Source organism: Polyangium fumosum (genome assembly GCF_005144585.1).
Classification (GTDB): Bacteria; Myxococcota_A; Polyangia; order Polyangiales; family Polyangiaceae; genus Polyangium; species Polyangium fumosum.
In genome coordinates, this window is record NZ_SSMQ01000009.1 from 138,027 (window position 1) to 153,073 (window position 15,047).

Here is a 15,047-nt window from a genome sequence, read left to right on the forward strand (position 1 = left end):
GGCACCCGATCGAGCGGAAACCGTAACGAAATGCTAGCGAAGTGAGTCCAAGCACCACGGGAGCGCGTGGCCCCCGCATCGCCCTGCCCCCCCCGTTCCGTGGGCCTGTACGCCCCTCCGAGCCGCGCTCCCGACCCGGCGGCTTCCCAGCGGAAAGTTCCGTGGCACCCACACCCGGGCAAACGGTGTACGAACGATGGTCGCTTCGTGGTACCTTCGAGCCCTCATGCCTTCCGAGATCCTTCCGACAGCAGAAGGCGATCTCGGGCGAACGCCCTTCGCGCACCTGCTCGTCTACGTGCTGGACAAGCAGCTCACGGGCGCGCTTTTCCTGCGCGAGGCCTCGGGCGTCGAACATGCGATCCGCCTCGAAGCGGGCGCGCCCGTGAAGGTCCGCCCCGGCGATGGGCATGCGCTCCTCGGGCAGATGCTCGTCGAGGCAGGCGCGCTCGACGAGTCCACGCTGCAAGGCGCGCTCTCGATGCACGGGCTGCTCGGAGACGCGCTCTTGCTCGCCGGCTGCGTCGAGCGCGAGCTGCTCGAGCAGACGGCGGCGCGTCAGTTCACGACGCGGATGACGCGTCTTTTCAGCCTCGGCGCGGACACGACGTACAGCTACTTCGACGGTCGCACCGACCTCGTCGACGACGCAGCACCGGCCTCGACGATGCACCCGCTCGCGATCCTCTGGGCCGGCGTGCGCGCGCACGCGGCGGCCTCGTCGATGATGGCCGAGACGATCGAGCGCCTGCACGACGTCACGATCCGCATCCATCCCGCGGCCGCGATCGAGCGGTTCGCGCCGACGCCCGAAGAGCGCGAGATCCTCGATCGGATCCGCGAAAACCCGCTCCCGCTCGCGCAGCTCTTCGCCGCTGGCTTCGCGCCAGAAGAGACGCTCGCCTGGATGGTCTACGCGCTCGTCATCACGCGTTCGCTCGACCTCGACCTCGGCACGACACCGCTCTGCGCGGAGATCCAGCCCGCGCCGCCGCCGGCCGCGGCGCGCCCCGTGACGCTCGCGCGGATCCGCCTGCGCGCCACCGCGTCGCATCGCATGGGCGCTGCGGCGCCGGATCTCGCGGGCGATGGCGAGCGCACGCGCGTGCAACCGCGCCCGCGCAAGCGAGGTCGTCCGAGCGCTTTCACGCTCGCCGCGCGCCGCATCGAGACGCCTCCGCCGAGGGAGGCCGTGAGCGAGCCGCCGCCGTCCGCGGTCGTCGAGACGGACCCCTCGCCGCCGGCCGTCCCCAAGCCCGCGGCAGCCGAGCCGCCGACACATGACACGCCCTCCTCGGAGAGCGACAAAGCGCCCACCGTACCCATGCCGCCCGAGGGGCAACCGGACGCCGCACGCCCGGCGCACGCGCTCTACTGCCTCGCGACGTCGCGCATCGCGGAGCGTGATCTCACGGGTGCGCTCGCGGCTTGCCAGCTCGCGCGCGAGGTCGATCCCACGCAGCCCGACTATGCCGCGCTCGCCGTGTGGATCCGCTCGCTCCTCGGCGGCGCGGATCTCCGCGCCCGCGTGGCCGAGCTCGACGCGCTGCTCGAAGCGCGCGACGACCACGCGCAGGCCTTGTTCTACCGGGGATATCTGCGCCGTCGGATCGGCGACGAGCCGGGCGCGGTGCAGGACCTCCGCCGCGTGCTCGACCTGGATCCGAGCCACCAGGACGCCGCGCGGGAGCTCCACCGGATCGCGATGGGCAAGCCGGCGAAACGGCCGAGCGGCTGGTATCGGATGTAGAAGGGGCCCGCGTTGTCAAGGACGATGGGCCGGCCCCGCGTCCCAATTCATGCGCGGCTTCTTGGAAGGCACCTGCGCGGGAGCCCACGCGTCCGGGGCAGCAGGGTTGCCATTCGGGCAACTCGGGCCCGGCACGAGTATCGCACATTGTTGTCCGGGCCAATTCCCGAACTGTCTACAAGTCATCGTGGGACCTGCCCATTTTTGGCACTCGGCATCCGATTGGCAGGATTGACAGGCCCCTTGCAAGCACAGGTATCCGCCACATTCGTCCTCTCCGACGACTCCCGCGTAAGGTCGAGCCTGCTCGCAACGATGCCCAAAAGGGCGCGCCCGCATGCGAAGCGCGCAGGTTCCACGGTCACAGAACCCATCAGAACAATCCGCGTCTTGGGTGCATGATGCATGAGGCCCGGTGACCCCGCCGTCGCTGGTGCTGACCTCATGGAGCGCGATGGGTCGACAGTCGGTTGCTTGCAGTTCGTCTGCACTTGGGCGAACGACACCATCATTTTGAGGGAACGGCTCTCTCGCTGGAGGTTTTTCCCCGCTGCATCCGTCGAGCAGAACGAGGAGCCACACAGCACCCAGGGGGGCAAGCGGACGCAAACGTCGCTCATTCATGAACAACATACCTCAATTGCACCCGGGCGAGTCGCCGCCGGGGCCACCCACGTACATGACTCGCTCGAATCCAGGCCCCAGGTTGAAGAGCTCGGTGCTCGTGTAGCATGCAGGATCCACCGCGCTCGGAGTGCCTGCACCATCCGGCCATTGTGCCACCCCGGCGGTGTCGAGGTAGACGGGTAATCGGAAGTATGCCGCCCGTCCGAAGCCTTCCGCGGCGAAGTGCCCGCTTCCCATGTCGGTCGCGGTCCAGGATGTGGGGGTGCGATCGAAGACCTCCCCGTACCAATACGCCTCGCAAGCTTCCGACGTCATCACATCGAAGAATTCCGGTGGGTAGTAGCCGAGCCAGTTATAATTATGGCTAATCCACCACCCGCCGGCGATGTTGCGGATCTCGAAGCGTGAGTCGTAGGTGGCTCCACCAACCGTGGACATGGGCATCAGCGCTACCCCTGGTCCGTACGGCGCGCCACCAACGGGCTTGAAGCCCGTGCTCATACCGTCCCACCCGCCCTTGTCGTTCCCGATATTCTTGAAACCTGCCGTGTAGAACTCGACCTGGATTCTTGTAACCGCAGGCTTGCCATCATCCCTGTCGAAATTCGCGCGATCTCGCGACGCCGTAACGCCAACTTGCTCCAGAGTGGTGTCCGGATCGAGCCCATCGCAAGAGACCGCCAATTCGAGCAGGCTCATGGTCGTCGCCTCCACCTTCCCGTCGTAGGAGTTGATAAAGCTGTGGGCACCGATATTCTGCGCGGGCACGGCGATGCCTCCGTAGAGGCGGTCCTGCCCTTCGGGCTGTCCATGTGCTGACTTGGCGAGGAAATCCTCGACCGAGCTCGCCGGCACATCGCCAAACACGTACGGCGCGAACGTGGGCCGGAACATCGGCACCGACCAGGAAGGACCCCTCAGCTCGGGATACACGTCAAGCTCCGTCTGCTGAAGCTCGACGCCGGGCGGCAGTTCGAACTCGGGCGGCGGGGGCGGCGTGACCTCGGAGCCGGGGACGCTCTTCGGATCGAGCCAATCGATGATGTCGCCGAGATACGTCTGCGTCGTGTCGAGGATGACCCACCCCTCGTCATGGTAGCGTTGCGCCAGAAAACGGTTGACTTCGTCTTGCCTCTTCTGCTGCTCCGCGTCGAGCACGGGCGGGTCGACCCGCCGGATCGAAGGCTCGGGGAGCGCGAGGACATCGTCCCCCAGCGTCGTGCAACCAACGAGCAACAGAACCGGGCCTGTCAATGCGGTCGTCCGGAGCGACATCCACATATCCTACCCCAGGGCCCCAGCAGCGTGGCAAGCCGCCCCCCGCGTTCGCTGGCCTCGCCCCGCCTTTCCGGGCAGGGTGCCAGCGGATCGATGGACGCGTGCCAGCGCGTCGCCCGGGCCGTACCAGCGCATGCTGGTCCGCGCTCGGCCGCCCACGGAACGGGCGACCCGAACCGTTGGGCGGGGCCATCCGCCGCTGGTACGGCGCGAGCGACGCGCGGGGGCCCTTGAGCTATCCGCTGCGATGCGACTACCTTGCCGCGCATGACGACAGGGACGATCGATCTCGACAAGCTCGTACGCACCCTGGCGAACCGGAACGCGACGCGCACCGAGGCCAACGTGCAGAGCGGACTGCATGCGCTGCTCCTCGCGGCGCCGCTCTCCCTGGAAGAAGAACAGCTACGCGATCTCGACGTGGTGCTGGAGCAACAAGCGGGCGCTCGCAAGCGGATCGACGTCGAGGCCGGCCTCTGCGTCTTCGAGGTCAAGCGTGACCTCCGCAAGGGCAACGTGAGGCAAGACGCCGAGGCGCAGCTCGCGGGCTACGTCGCCTCGCGGACGCAAGAGATGGGACAACGGTACGTCGGTGTATTGACCGACGGCGCGGAATGGCGCTTGTACCACCTGAAAGGGAGCGCGCTGCACCTGGTCTCGTCCTTCACGGTCGACCCAAGCAAGCCGGATGTCGAAGGGCTCTCGGTATGGCTCGAGGGTGTGCTCGCCACGAGCGCGAAGATTGCGCCCACGCCCCAGGAGATCACGCGCCGTCTCGGCGCCGACAGCCCGGGACACAAACTCGACTTCGCAGAGCTTTACACGCTTTTTGCGCAGCATCGCGACGAGCCCACCGTGAAGCTCAAGCGCGAACTCTGGGCGCGTTTGCTTACCACGGCGTTCGGCACGGGATTCATCGATCGCGACGAGTTGTTCGTCGAGCACACGCTCCTCGTGGCAATCGCGGAGGTGATCGCCCATGCCGTCAGCGGCCTCGATCCCACCGCGCAGGACGTCTCCGCGGCCTCGCTCGTGACCGGCGAGCTCTTCACGGAGGCGCAAATCCGCGGCGTGGTCGACGCAGATTTCTTCGATTGGATCGTCGAGGTCCCCGAAGGCGACCGCTTCATCAAGGTGCTGGCCCGTCGCCTCGCGCGTTTCACCTGGCGCGACGTCGAGCACGACGTGCTCAAGGTACTCTACGAGAGCGTCATCGATACGGCGCAACGCAAGCAACTCGGCGAATACTATACGCCCGACTGGCTCGCGGATCGTATCGTCGACGCGGCCGTGACGGACCCGCTGAACCAGCGCGTGCTCGATCCGTCGTGCGGCTCCGGTACCTTCCTCTTCCACGCGATTCGGCGCTACCTCGACGCCGCCGACGAGGCGAAGCTCGACAATGCGACCGCCCTCTCGGGCCTGACCGGACATGTCTTCGGAATGGACATCCACCCCGTCGCCGTGACGTTCGCCCGCGTCACGTACCTCCTGGCCATCGGCCCCGCGCGCCTTCAGGCCGAGGACCGGCCTTCGATCTCGATTCCCGTCTATCTTGGTGACAGCATCCAGTGGGGACAGGAGCGAACCCTCTTTACAAGCAACGCGCTGGTGATCCCGACGCTCGCTGGGCATCTCTGGTCGACCGAGCTGCGCTTTCCCGCACGGACACTCGCCGACGTGGGTCAGTTCGATCGCCTCGTTGCGGAGCTCTCCGATCTGGCGAGCATCCGCCGTGCGCGTGGCGCGCCGGTCCCTGGGCTCTCGGCGGTCTTCCGTCGTTACGCCATGCATTCCGACGACCAACAGGTGATCACCGAAACATTCAAGACCCTTTGCCGATTGCACGACGATGGCCACAATCACATCTGGGGCTATTACGTGCGCAATCTCGCTCGCCCGGTCTGGCTTACGAGGTCGGAGAATCGCGTCGACGTGCTGATCGGGAACCCCCCATGGCTGTCTTACCGCTTCATGACGGCGGCGATGCAAACCGAATTCCGCAAATTGAGCGAAGAGCGCGGGTTGTGGGCCGGTGCCGCGGTCGCCACCAATCAGGACCTTTCCACCCTGTTCGTCCTTCGCAGCATCGAGCGGTATCTCCGTCCAGGAGGCCGCTTCGGCTTCGTCCTGCCCTGGTCCGTCCTCCGCGGGCGGCAGCACGCCGGGTATCGAAAGGGACGTTATGCCCTCTTTCAATCGAAGGACCTGACCGTCTCGTTCGACGATGCCTGGGACCTCCACGCGGTGAAGCCTGCGTTTTTCCCGGTTCCAAGCTGCGTGATCCTCGGGCAAAACGCAAACGAGCCCAGGGCACTACCCTCCTCCGTCGAGCGATGGTCGGGGCGGCTGCCGCAAACCAATCTACGATGGGAAGCCGCGAAGAAGCACATCACGCGCGCGGGCGCCTCGGTCCAGGAGGCCAAGGATGCGACGCCGGGCAAGGGCTCGGCGTACGAGGAGCGATTCGCGCAGGGGGCCACGGTCGTCCCGCGTTTCCTGCTCGTCGTCGAGCAACGCGCGGCCGGGCCGCTGGGCTCGGGCGCAGGGAGGGTCCCTGTCCGCAGCCGACGGAGTCCGAACGAAAAGGCGCCCTGGAAATCGCTCGCTTCGCTGGAAGGGAGCGTCGACCGCCAGTTCGTGCGATCCATGCACCTCGGCGAGACGGTCCTCCCCTATCGAACGCTACCGCCGCTCAAGGCCATCATCCCCTGGGACGGCAAGCGCCTCCTTCATGGTCGGGACGAGCGCCTCGGGCTCTATCCGGGGCTCGACGATTGGTGGCGGCACGCAGAGTCGCTGTGGGAAGCGCACCGATCGAGCGAGCGCCTCTCCCTGATCGAGCGCGTCGACTACCACCGCGGGCTCTCCAACCAGTTCCCGATCCCGCCGCAGCGTGTCGTTTACAGCAAGAGTGGGATGTACCTCTGCGCCGCCATCCTCCGTGACAACGCCGTCATCGACCACAAGCTGTACTGGGGGACGGCGAGCAGCCTCGAGGAGGCACGTTATCTGGAGGCCATCCTCAATAGCCATGTCGTCACCGAGCGGTTGCGGCCCCTCCAGGCGCGCGGCGAGCACAACCCGCGCGATTACGACAAGTACGTCTGGCACCTCCCGATTCCCTACTACGACCCGGACGACGAACGCCACGCGCGACTGGCGAAGCTCGCCGAGGAAGCGGAACGGATCGCGGCTTCCGTCGCGCTTCCCACGGGCAAGCGATTCGAGACGATGCGAGGTCTCATCCGCAAGGCGATCGCCGCGACCGACACGGGCCGGCAGATCGAGGAGGAAGTCGCCGCGCTGCTGGGATAGACGGCGCGTCCTCATCGCCATGTCACACGGACCCTCTCTCCCCTCGCCCCGATGAAAGGAACCCATATGCCGATCGCATTGACCCCCGAACAACAAACCATTCTGGAAGAGACGCGCGCCGCCTCCAACCCCGCCGAGTTCGAGGCCTTGCTCATCACAGCGCAGCCTGAAACGGACAAGATCGTGCGGGAATCGCTCGCGCCGAACCAGCCGATCGGCGTGACCTTGACCGAGCTCCGCGATCTCTTCCTCGCTGTCACGCAGCACGCGGCGCAGCTCGACGCGCACAACTACGCGGCCGGGCGCCGCGCCCTGTTCCGCGACGCGATCCGCCTGCTCGAGACAGCACACCTTTGGTTTGGCGAAGGCCACCGCACCGGCGCGTTCCGGGTACGGACCGTCGCGGAGGTCGTCGAGGCGAGCCGTCCGTGGCGCGCGCGCCTCGCGGCGTATGGAGAACACGCGTTCGCCTTCGAGCCGGAGCTCGCGGACGTCTTCGGCGATGTGAACACGACAGGTACGCTCGACGAGGAGGTGGACGACCTGCGCGTGCTCCTCCAGGCCGCGAAACAACACAAAGCGGAGCTCGCGGCGGTCGGGATGAGCGACGATTTCGTGAAGCTGGGCGAAGGGCTCCTGCGTGAAGCCGAGAATCGAGACTTGCTCGGCGTCCTCGGGCTACGCAACCAGGAAGAGGCGATGCTGCTGCGGAACCGGATCCTGACGTACGCCGTCCTGCTCGGACGACAAGCACGCGCGGCGGGGGTCAATGCGTGCTTCGACGACGCGGAGGCGCGGCGGAGGTTCGAGGCGGCGTCGTTCCGGGAGGCCCTCCGGCGGCTACGGCCGAAGCGGCGAGGGAGCAAGGAGGAGCCCACGACCCCAGACGGGGCCCCCGCCGATAGCTGATTCACCGGTTCGTCAGGGCGCGAGCCGGACGCCGAAGAGATCGGCGCCGCCGCTGCTCGTGACCGTCCCGAGCGGGTTGCCGAACACGATCTGCTGCTCGAAGCTGCCGCCCAGGATCACGTCGCCTTTGCCGTCGATGGCAGCGGCCCAGGCCGTCTGCGTGCCGTTCCCGCCAAACGTCTTCGTCCAGAGCGGCGCCCAATTCGACGGGGCGAGCTTCGCGACGAAGACATCGTATCCATTGCTCGTCGTGATCGTTCCGGCGCCGAAATCGATCGAGTTGTCGAAATGCCCGGTTACGATGACGTTGCCTGCGCCGTCCGCGGCGATCCCGGCGCCGCGCGAGGTCCCGGTGATCCCGTAGCGCTTGCTGTTCACGTGATTTCCGTTCGACGCAGCGAGCTCGGCCACGTAGAGGTCCGTGTTGCCGGCCGAGGCCATCATCGATCCGCCGCCAAAATTGAGCGAGCCGGTGAAACGGCCGGTGAGGAGGACATTGCCGTTCGGCGCGGCGGCGATGTTTCCATGGAATTGATCTCCACCCGAACCAAAGAGCTTGCTCCAGATGTGATTGCCGTTCGACCCGTTGTACATCGCGACCACGAAATCACGACCGCCGGCACCGTTCATCTGGCCGCCGCCGAGATCCACACCGGACTCATACGTTTCACCCAAAATCGCGACGTTGCCGTCCTTTGTGACCGTGAGGCGCCGTCCTCGCTCGTTACCATTGCTGGCGAAGATCTTGCTCCAAAGGTGATTGCCCGTGGAATCATAACTCGCCAAGAAAATGTCTTCGTCGTCGGGGACAAGGTTGTTGCCCCCGAGGCTCACACTGTCGTCCGTGACCCACCCCGTGACGAAAAGATTCCCCGCGGCGTCGACGTCCACGTCCTGCGCAGATTGTGCGCTCGTCGTGCCGAACCTCTTGCTCCAGACATGCGCGCCCGCCCCATCGAACGTGGCGATGAAGATATCGAGGTCCTGGCTCTGCAGGGCGTCCCCGCCGAAATTGATCGAACCGCTGTATTCGCCCACCACGGTGATCTGACCTGCGCTGCTGACGGTGACGCCACGGGCGAGGGCGACATCCGCAGAAAACGTCTTCGCCCATTGCATGTTTCCGTCCGCGCCGACCTTCGCGACGTAGGCGCTGCCCTGGCTCGCGCTGAAGACGAAAAGATCCTGCCCGAGCGCCGCGTCGACCACCCCTGCAACCACGTATCCACCGTCGGGCGTGAGCGCCACGTCGTACACCCCGTCATCCAGCGGGTCCGAATTTTTCCCGGGCGGCGTGAAACCTTGCTTCACCGTGCCCGTGCACATGGCAATGGCCGTCCCGTCGCAATCCTCGTCGGTCGCCGTCGTGCAATCATCGAACGCAGGAAAGGTCACCTGCATGCAGCCCTCGATGGTCTTCCCATCGCTACTGCACGTCCCCTTCCCAACGGCGCAGGTACCTTCGAGATCCGGCAAGTCGCACTCGACGTCCGCTCCAGGCGCACAAATACATACCTTGTCCATCGCGTCGGCTTCGCCATTGCAGTCCTCGTCCCCGGCCACGTTGCAATCTTCGGCTGCCGCAGGAACGACCTGAGCCTCGCACGGACCAAACTCCGAACCATCGTCCGCGCAGAACTGCGTGCCTGCTTTGCATTTACCGATGCCCTCCGTGCCGGCGGGCCCCGAATAACACGCCCTCGTCTCGCCCGCCGTACACGGCTCGCCGCCCGTGCCGCCCGTGCCGCCCATGCCCCCCGAAGCCCCCGCGCCGCCCATCCCGCCCGCGCCCGCCGTCCCCCCCGAGCCGGCTGCGCCGCCCGGGTTCACGGGCTTCGATCCATACGTGTCGAGCCCACACGCGAGCGGCGCCGCGGAGAGGCCGAGCACGGCGAGCAGACCCAGAGAGCGACGAATCCGACGATCCGCGTGAGGCATGACCATTCTCCTGTGCGAAAAGCAATACGCGCCGAAGACGCGCTGGGGGAGGAATCGACTTTACGGGAGCACGGCGGCCGAATCAATCGGCCCGCGCCCAAGAGCCGACGGGTTGACGCTGGCGCGCTCCGGCATCATCGCCTCGGCGTGCCCCGCCTCTCCGCCCGCGTGCACCTGCCCTCCGGCCGCGTGGCGCGCCTCTCCGACGAGGCCGCCCGGCGCGCCGCCGCACACGCCCGCACGCCCGACGTGCGACCCGGCGGCAGCATGGAAGCGCTCGGGATCCTCGAAGCCAAGGACGTCGCGCGGACCGACGCAGGCGCGCCAATCGACGTGCGCGGGTTGTCCTTGCGCGACTTCCACGTGCTCCGCGCGCTCCTGGTCCACGCCGGCGTGCAAGCCGAGGCGCCCGCCGAGCTGCCGTGCGAAAACTGCGGCGAAGCCTTCCGCGTCGCGCCTTCGAGCCTGCTCGAGATCGCGCCGTTCGTCGACGCAGAGCTCGACGACCCCGAGCTCGACGCGCCCTTCGATCACGAAACGGCCCACGTGATCCCGGCGATCCGCGTGGGCACCGAGCTCGCCCGATCGATCCGGATCGCCGCGCGTACGGTCGAGGAGGCCCTGCCGCTCTTCCGCGCCGAATCCGCGCCGACCCGGATCACGCCTGCGCTCGTCGTCGCCATGGGCATCACCGCGCTCGGCCGCGAGCGCCGCGCCTCCGCGATCGCCAAGGCGCTCGCCGCGGCCCCGGGCGAGGCCTACCAGGCCGTCGCCGATTGCCTCTACGAAGCGCATTATTCGGCGCGCCTCGTCGCCGTGCACCGCTGCGCCGCGTGCGGCGCGCGCAACGACCTCGACGTCCCCTGGCAGCGCGAAATCCCCTACGAGATCGGCGAACCCCGCAAGGCACGCCGCGCCTTCCCGGACCTCGACGCGTTCGAGGCGATGGTGACGAGCGCCGCCGATCGCATCTACCAAGCGCGCCGCGTGCGCAACATCGACCTCATCGTCGACGACGGCGTGCCCGCCTGCGACGACGGCGGCGAGCCGCTGCTCGGCTGCTACACGCCCGGCGGCACGGACGCGACGCTCGGGATCCCACGGGCGCCCGAGATCCGCTTGTTTTATCGGACATTCCAGGCCGAGCACCGCCACGATCGCTCGTTCGACGTGGCCGCCGAAATCGACGAGACGATCGACCACGAGATCACCCACCACCTGCACCACCTCGCCGGCGACGACCCGCTCGACGAGGAAGAACACGCGGTGATCGAGAAGGAAGCGATCCGCAGGATCGGCAAGCGCGAAGCCGCGCGCCGCGCGGGCCGTGGCCTCGCGTCGGAGCTCGCGGGGTTCGTGCGGACGACGTGGCCGCTCTTCGTGATCGCGTTCGTCGCCACGTATTTCACGTTTTGCCGCTGAAAGAAGCGAGCCGGCTTGACCTCGGCCCCCGCCCGGCAAGAATGGCCCTCGTCATGCGTCCTGCCTCGATCCTGCGCGCGATCCTCGCCTCCTCGATCGCGCTCTTCGCCGCCACGGCCACGAGCTCGTACGTGCTCGCCCAGGCGGCCGCGCCGAGCGACGGCGACCCGGTCGTCGCGAAGGTTGGAGTTCGAACGATCACGGTGCGCGAGGTCGAGCGAAAGCTCGCCGCGATGCCGCCGTTCCAGCTCCGCTACTTCGGCAAGACGCACGACGAGATCCGCCGCAAGTTCGTCGAAGAGACGATGCTCAAGGAGACGCTCTACGCCGAGGGCGCCGAGGCCGCGAAGATGCGCGGTCTGCCCGAGGTCGGCGAGCGCATCCGCAGCGTGCTGCGCAACGCGATCGTCTCGCAGATCCGCGCCGAGGTCGCCGCGCAGGGCGCCGTGACCGACGAGGAAGTGCGCGCCTACTACGACACGAACCGCGACAAGTATCACGCGCCGTCGCGCGTCGCGATCTGGCGCATCCTCGTGGCGACGCGCGAGCAGGCGCTCGACGTGATCCAGAAGGCGAAGGCCGACCTCTCGCCAAAGCGCTGGAACGAGCTCGCGCGCGACCTGTCGCTCGACAAGTCGACGAACATGCGCGGCGGCAACCTCGGGCTCGTGGCGCCCGATGGAACGACCACGGACCCGAACGTGAAGGTCGACGTCGCGCTCGTGAAAGCGGCCGAAGGCGTGAAGGACAGCGAGCTCGTGCAAGAGCCGGTCGCCGAAGGCTCGTCGTGGGCCGTCGTCTGGCGGCGCCAGAGCATCAAGGCGGTCGACCGCCCGCTCGACCTCGAAGCGCCCTCGATCAAGCAGATCCTGATGCACGAGCGCACGCAGAAGAAGATCCAGGAGCTCGTGGCCGCGCTGCGCAAGGAGCACCTCGGCGAGACGAACACCGACCTCCTGGAGATGCTCGGCGTGAGCGCGATGGGCGAGGTCGCGCCCGCCAAACGCCCCGGCACCTTGCCCTCGTCGCGGCGCCCCGCCGCCGGCCCGCCTGCGCCCTCGCAGACGCCCGCGGGCCCGCGCTGACGCAGCTCAAGCGAACGCGAACGCCAAGAGCAACCCGAGCGCCGACACGATCGCCGAGATCACCGCGACGACCGTACCCGTGCGCCGCGCGCGCAGCGCCGCATCCTCGGGCAAACCGTACACGCCCTTGAGCAGCGCGTCCGAAGCACGACCCGGCACGCGCATGGAGAGCGCGAGCACCTCGGCCGCCGCCTTCGCGCCGCGCGATCCGAGCATCCAGATCGCGCCGAGCGGACCCGTCATCAGGTCCCAGCCGCAGGAGTACAAACCAAACCGGAGCGCGCGCCTCCGTTGCGGCCGCGCTCCCTGCTTTCGCGCGCCCGCGTCGAGCGCCGCGCCGTGGCTCGCGTGCGCCAGGACCATCCAGAGCGCGAGCGCGGGCACGCCGATCACGAACCACTCGAGCGCCCGCACGCGCATCTCCGGATCCCCGATCACCTGCAGCGCGAGGTGCGGCAACGCGAGCGCCGCGATCGGCAGGAGCATCGCCACCATCGATCCGACCGCGAGCATCTCGGCGACGATCGCGAACCGCACGGCCGGCGGCAACGCGCCGTCCGGCAGCGCCGAGAAAAACGCGTCCGCGCCCTGCGTCGTCGCGAGCGCCGTCCCCCAGAGGCGCGACCACGAGGTCCCTCCAGGACGCTCCCAAGGCACGATGGCCATCACGCCCGAGGCCGTCTCATCCGCCGGCGTGCACCCGGAGCAATCCGACTGGCCGCAGATCGTGCAGAGCACGGCCGCGGGCACCTCGAATGCATCGGTGTCGGACGAGTCCGCTCTCGGCCGGACGCGTTGCGCGCTCATCGGTGTCTTGGCCATGGCGCACCTCCGACGGACCCGCCCCGCGCCGCGCGAAGAAAAGCCGCCGCCCACACAATACGCGAATCCTCGGCCCGTGTCGACCTGGGGCGGCCGCAAAAGCCGCTAATGCAACATCTCGTCGCCCTTGCGTGCCTCGTTCGAACGCATGTCGTCGACGCGCCCGCCGAAGCGCGTCGCGATGCCGAGCGCGAGCAAGCCGAGCACGAACGTCACGTGCAGGCCGTACGCCCACTCGAAGCGAACGGGCCGATGGCGCGTGCTCTCGGGGACCACCGCGACGCGCATGATCACGGTCATGATCACGATCGCCGCCAAAAATCCCACCGCGAGTCGCGCCCCGCGCATCGCATGGATCGAGCGGCGCGAGAGCACGAGCGGGAGCATCACGACCCACGACACGAAAGGCGCCCACATCCACTGCAAGCGCTCCGCGAACCCGAACCCCGTGAGCACCTGGAGCTCCGGTGCCTGCTCGCGCACCCAGGGCAGAAAAAAAGCGACGAGCCCGAGGAGCGCGATCCCAGCGAGCGCGCCGCGTCCACGCGCGGCGTACAGGAACGGCACCGTCTCCATCTCGGGCGGCACCGGCGCCTCGTCTTCGAGCGCCTCGCGCGAGGGCGGCAGCTTGCGGATGTCTTCGAGCGGCAAGCCACACTCGGGGCAGACACGCGCCTCCGAGGGCTCGAACATCTCACGGCAGAAGGGACACGCGACGAGGGCAGGCATCGACGGCGAGGAGTTTAGCGCGCGCCGGGTTCCCAGCGCGCGCCCCACCGTTTACAAATGCCCCACCATGTCGAAGCGACAGAAGCTCGAAGACGACGCCGTCGCCACGTTCCTGGGCGCGCACGCAGGCTGGTCGCGCGCAGGCGAGGCCATCCAGAAGACGTACAAGTTCCCCGACTTCTCCACGGCGCTCGCCTTCGTCGTGCGCGTGGGCCTCGCCGCGGAGAAGCGTGATCATCACCCCGACGTCCACCTCGGCTGGGGCCGCGTCACGGTCGTCTGGTCGACACACGACGCGGGTGGGATCACGGGCGTCGACACGGAGATGGCCGAAGCGACCGATCGCCTCTACGGAGGCCCGTGAGCGAGGATCCGACGCGGTGATGGATTCCCCTCGAGAAGCGCTCCTTTCGCGGCTCGGTCTGAGCGGCGAGTTGCCTCATCTGGAAGAGGCGCTCACGCACCCGAGCTTCTCGAACGAGCAACGCAAGGGCGCGTGCGCCGACAACCAGCGGCTCGAATTCCTCGGCGACGCGGTGCTCGGGCTCTGCGTGGCCGAGCTGCTGATGCAGCGCTTTCCCGGCGCAGACGAAGGCGAGCTCTCGCGGATGCGCGCGGCCCTGGTGAACCCGACCCCGCTCGCCGCATGGGCGCGAAGCGTCGAGCTCGGCGCGGCGCTCCGGCTCGGTCGAGGCGCGCAAGCCGCGGGCGAGCGCGACCGCACGAACGTGCTCGCGGACGCGGTCGAGGCGATGATGGGCGCGCTCTACCTCGATCGTGGCTTCGACGCGGCGCGGCTCTTCGTGCACGCGGTGATCGCCGAGCCGCTCGCACTCCTCACGGAGGGCCCGCAGCGCATGCGAGATCCGAAGAGCGAGCTGCAGGAGCGTGTGCAGGCCACGGGCGGCACATCGCCCCGCTACCGCGTCGTGCGCGTCGAGGGACCGCCGCATCACCGGGACTTCACGGTCGTTGTGGAGATCGACGAACGGATCGTGGGCGAAGGCCAGGGCCGTTCGAAAAAGCTCGCGGAACAGGAAGCCGCGCGAGCCGCGATCCTGAGCTTGTGGTCAGGTGACGTGAACGTCGAGGAGGCGGTATCTTCAGGATCGAACGAGTCCGAGGTTCGTCCGTCCAATGAAGCCCTCCCGCGGACGGAGGACGCCTGA

The 15,047-nt window shown here is 67.8% G+C and carries 11 protein-coding genes; 7 read left to right on the top strand and 4 right to left on the bottom strand.

Translation table 11 applies throughout. The annotated features are described in order from the left end of the window. The first annotated feature begins 226 nt into the window (after positions 1-226). Complete coding sequence (locus E8A74_RS11240; protein WP_136928957.1) at positions 227-1,750, top strand: tetratricopeptide repeat protein; 1,524 nt, start codon at positions 227-229, stop codon at positions 1,748-1,750. A 636-nt stretch (positions 1,751-2,386) separates the two neighbouring features. On the opposite strand, the gene E8A74_RS11245 is transcribed toward E8A74_RS11240, so the two are convergent. Continuing rightward, positions 2,387-3,652 (bottom strand): neprosin family prolyl endopeptidase, encoded by a 1,266-nt coding sequence (locus E8A74_RS11245; RefSeq protein WP_170229047.1) that lies wholly within the window; start codon positions 3,650-3,652, stop codon positions 2,387-2,389. Between the two features lie 270 nt (positions 3,653-3,922). Between E8A74_RS11245 and E8A74_RS11250 the strand changes: the two genes are divergently transcribed. Together E8A74_RS11250 and E8A74_RS11255 are read left to right on the top strand one after the other, a co-directional pair. Next, positions 3,923-6,973: an N-6 DNA methylase gene (locus tag E8A74_RS11250; RefSeq protein WP_211365335.1), complete on the top strand. Its 3,051-nt coding sequence runs from the start codon at positions 3,923-3,925 to the stop codon at positions 6,971-6,973. A 66-nt stretch (positions 6,974-7,039) separates the two neighbouring features. Further along, complete coding sequence (locus E8A74_RS11255; RefSeq protein ID WP_136928959.1) at positions 7,040-7,882, top strand: hypothetical protein; 843 nt, start codon at positions 7,040-7,042, stop codon at positions 7,880-7,882. Positions 7,883-7,894: 12 nt separating this feature from the next. Here E8A74_RS11255 and E8A74_RS54695 read toward each other — a convergent pair whose 3' ends face one another. Further along, a complete protein-coding gene (locus E8A74_RS54695; protein ID WP_232379500.1) occupies positions 7,895-9,820 on the bottom strand; it encodes a hypothetical protein in 1,926 nt (641 codons plus the stop codon). A gap of 147 nt (positions 9,821-9,967) precedes the next feature. Here E8A74_RS54695 and E8A74_RS54700 point away from each other — a divergent pair, with 147 nt between their 5' ends. Continuing rightward, on the top strand, positions 9,968-11,242 hold the full coding sequence (locus tag E8A74_RS54700; RefSeq protein ID WP_136928960.1) for a metallopeptidase family protein: 1,275 nt from the start codon (positions 9,968-9,970) through the stop codon (positions 11,240-11,242). Between the two features lie 53 nt (positions 11,243-11,295). Further along, on the top strand, positions 11,296-12,327 hold the full coding sequence (locus E8A74_RS11270) for a peptidyl-prolyl cis-trans isomerase (protein ID WP_136928961.1): 1,032 nt from the start codon (positions 11,296-11,298) through the stop codon (positions 12,325-12,327). A gap of 6 nt (positions 12,328-12,333) precedes the next feature. Here E8A74_RS11270 and E8A74_RS11275 read toward each other — a convergent pair whose 3' ends face one another. Both E8A74_RS11275 and E8A74_RS11280 read right to left on the bottom strand, forming a co-directional pair. Then, the gene (locus E8A74_RS11275; RefSeq protein WP_232379501.1) at positions 12,334-13,149 is read right to left on the bottom strand and encodes a hypothetical protein; all 816 of its coding nucleotides are present in this window, start codon (positions 13,147-13,149) and stop codon (positions 12,334-12,336) included. A gap of 105 nt (positions 13,150-13,254) precedes the next feature. Further along, positions 13,255-13,878: a zinc ribbon domain-containing protein gene (locus tag E8A74_RS11280; protein ID WP_232379502.1), complete on the bottom strand. Its 624-nt coding sequence runs from the start codon at positions 13,876-13,878 to the stop codon at positions 13,255-13,257. A 67-nt stretch (positions 13,879-13,945) separates the two neighbouring features. Between E8A74_RS11280 and E8A74_RS11285 the strand changes: the two genes are divergently transcribed. Both E8A74_RS11285 and rnc read left to right on the top strand, forming a co-directional pair. After that, entirely contained in the window at positions 13,946-14,242 is a 297-nt protein-coding gene (locus E8A74_RS11285) for a 4a-hydroxytetrahydrobiopterin dehydratase (RefSeq protein ID WP_136928962.1), read from the top strand. Positions 14,243-14,261: 19 nt separating this feature from the next. Further along, positions 14,262-15,047 carry a ribonuclease III gene (rnc, locus tag E8A74_RS11290; protein WP_136928963.1) on the top strand — a complete coding sequence of 262 codons (786 nt, stop codon included), beginning with the start codon at positions 14,262-14,264 and terminating at the stop codon, positions 15,045-15,047.

Excerpts from the sequence above, each read along its gene's own strand:
- E8A74_RS11270 (WP_136928961.1), top strand. The coding sequence starts at position 11,296 with ATGCGTCCTGCCTCGATCCTGCGCGCGATCCTCGCCTCCTCGATCGCG.
- E8A74_RS54695 (WP_232379500.1), bottom strand. The coding sequence starts at position 9,820 with ATGCCTCACGCGGATCGTCGGATTCGTCGCTCTCTGGGTCTGCTCGCC.
- E8A74_RS11245 (WP_170229047.1), bottom strand. The coding sequence starts at position 3,652 with ATGTCGCTCCGGACGACCGCATTGACAGGCCCGGTTCTGTTGCTCGTT.
- E8A74_RS11240 (WP_136928957.1), top strand. The coding sequence starts at position 227 with ATGCCTTCCGAGATCCTTCCGACAGCAGAAGGCGATCTCGGGCGAACG.
- E8A74_RS11285 (WP_136928962.1), top strand. The coding sequence starts at position 13,946 with ATGTCGAAGCGACAGAAGCTCGAAGACGACGCCGTCGCCACGTTCCTG.
- E8A74_RS11250 (WP_211365335.1), top strand. The coding sequence starts at position 3,923 with ATGACGACAGGGACGATCGATCTCGACAAGCTCGTACGCACCCTGGCG.
- E8A74_RS11255 (WP_136928959.1), top strand. The coding sequence starts at position 7,040 with ATGCCGATCGCATTGACCCCCGAACAACAAACCATTCTGGAAGAGACG.
- rnc (WP_136928963.1), top strand. The coding sequence starts at position 14,262 with ATGGATTCCCCTCGAGAAGCGCTCCTTTCGCGGCTCGGTCTGAGCGGC.
- E8A74_RS11280 (WP_232379502.1), bottom strand. The coding sequence starts at position 13,878 with ATGCCTGCCCTCGTCGCGTGTCCCTTCTGCCGTGAGATGTTCGAGCCC.
- E8A74_RS11275 (WP_232379501.1), bottom strand. The coding sequence starts at position 13,149 with ATGGCCAAGACACCGATGAGCGCGCAACGCGTCCGGCCGAGAGCGGAC.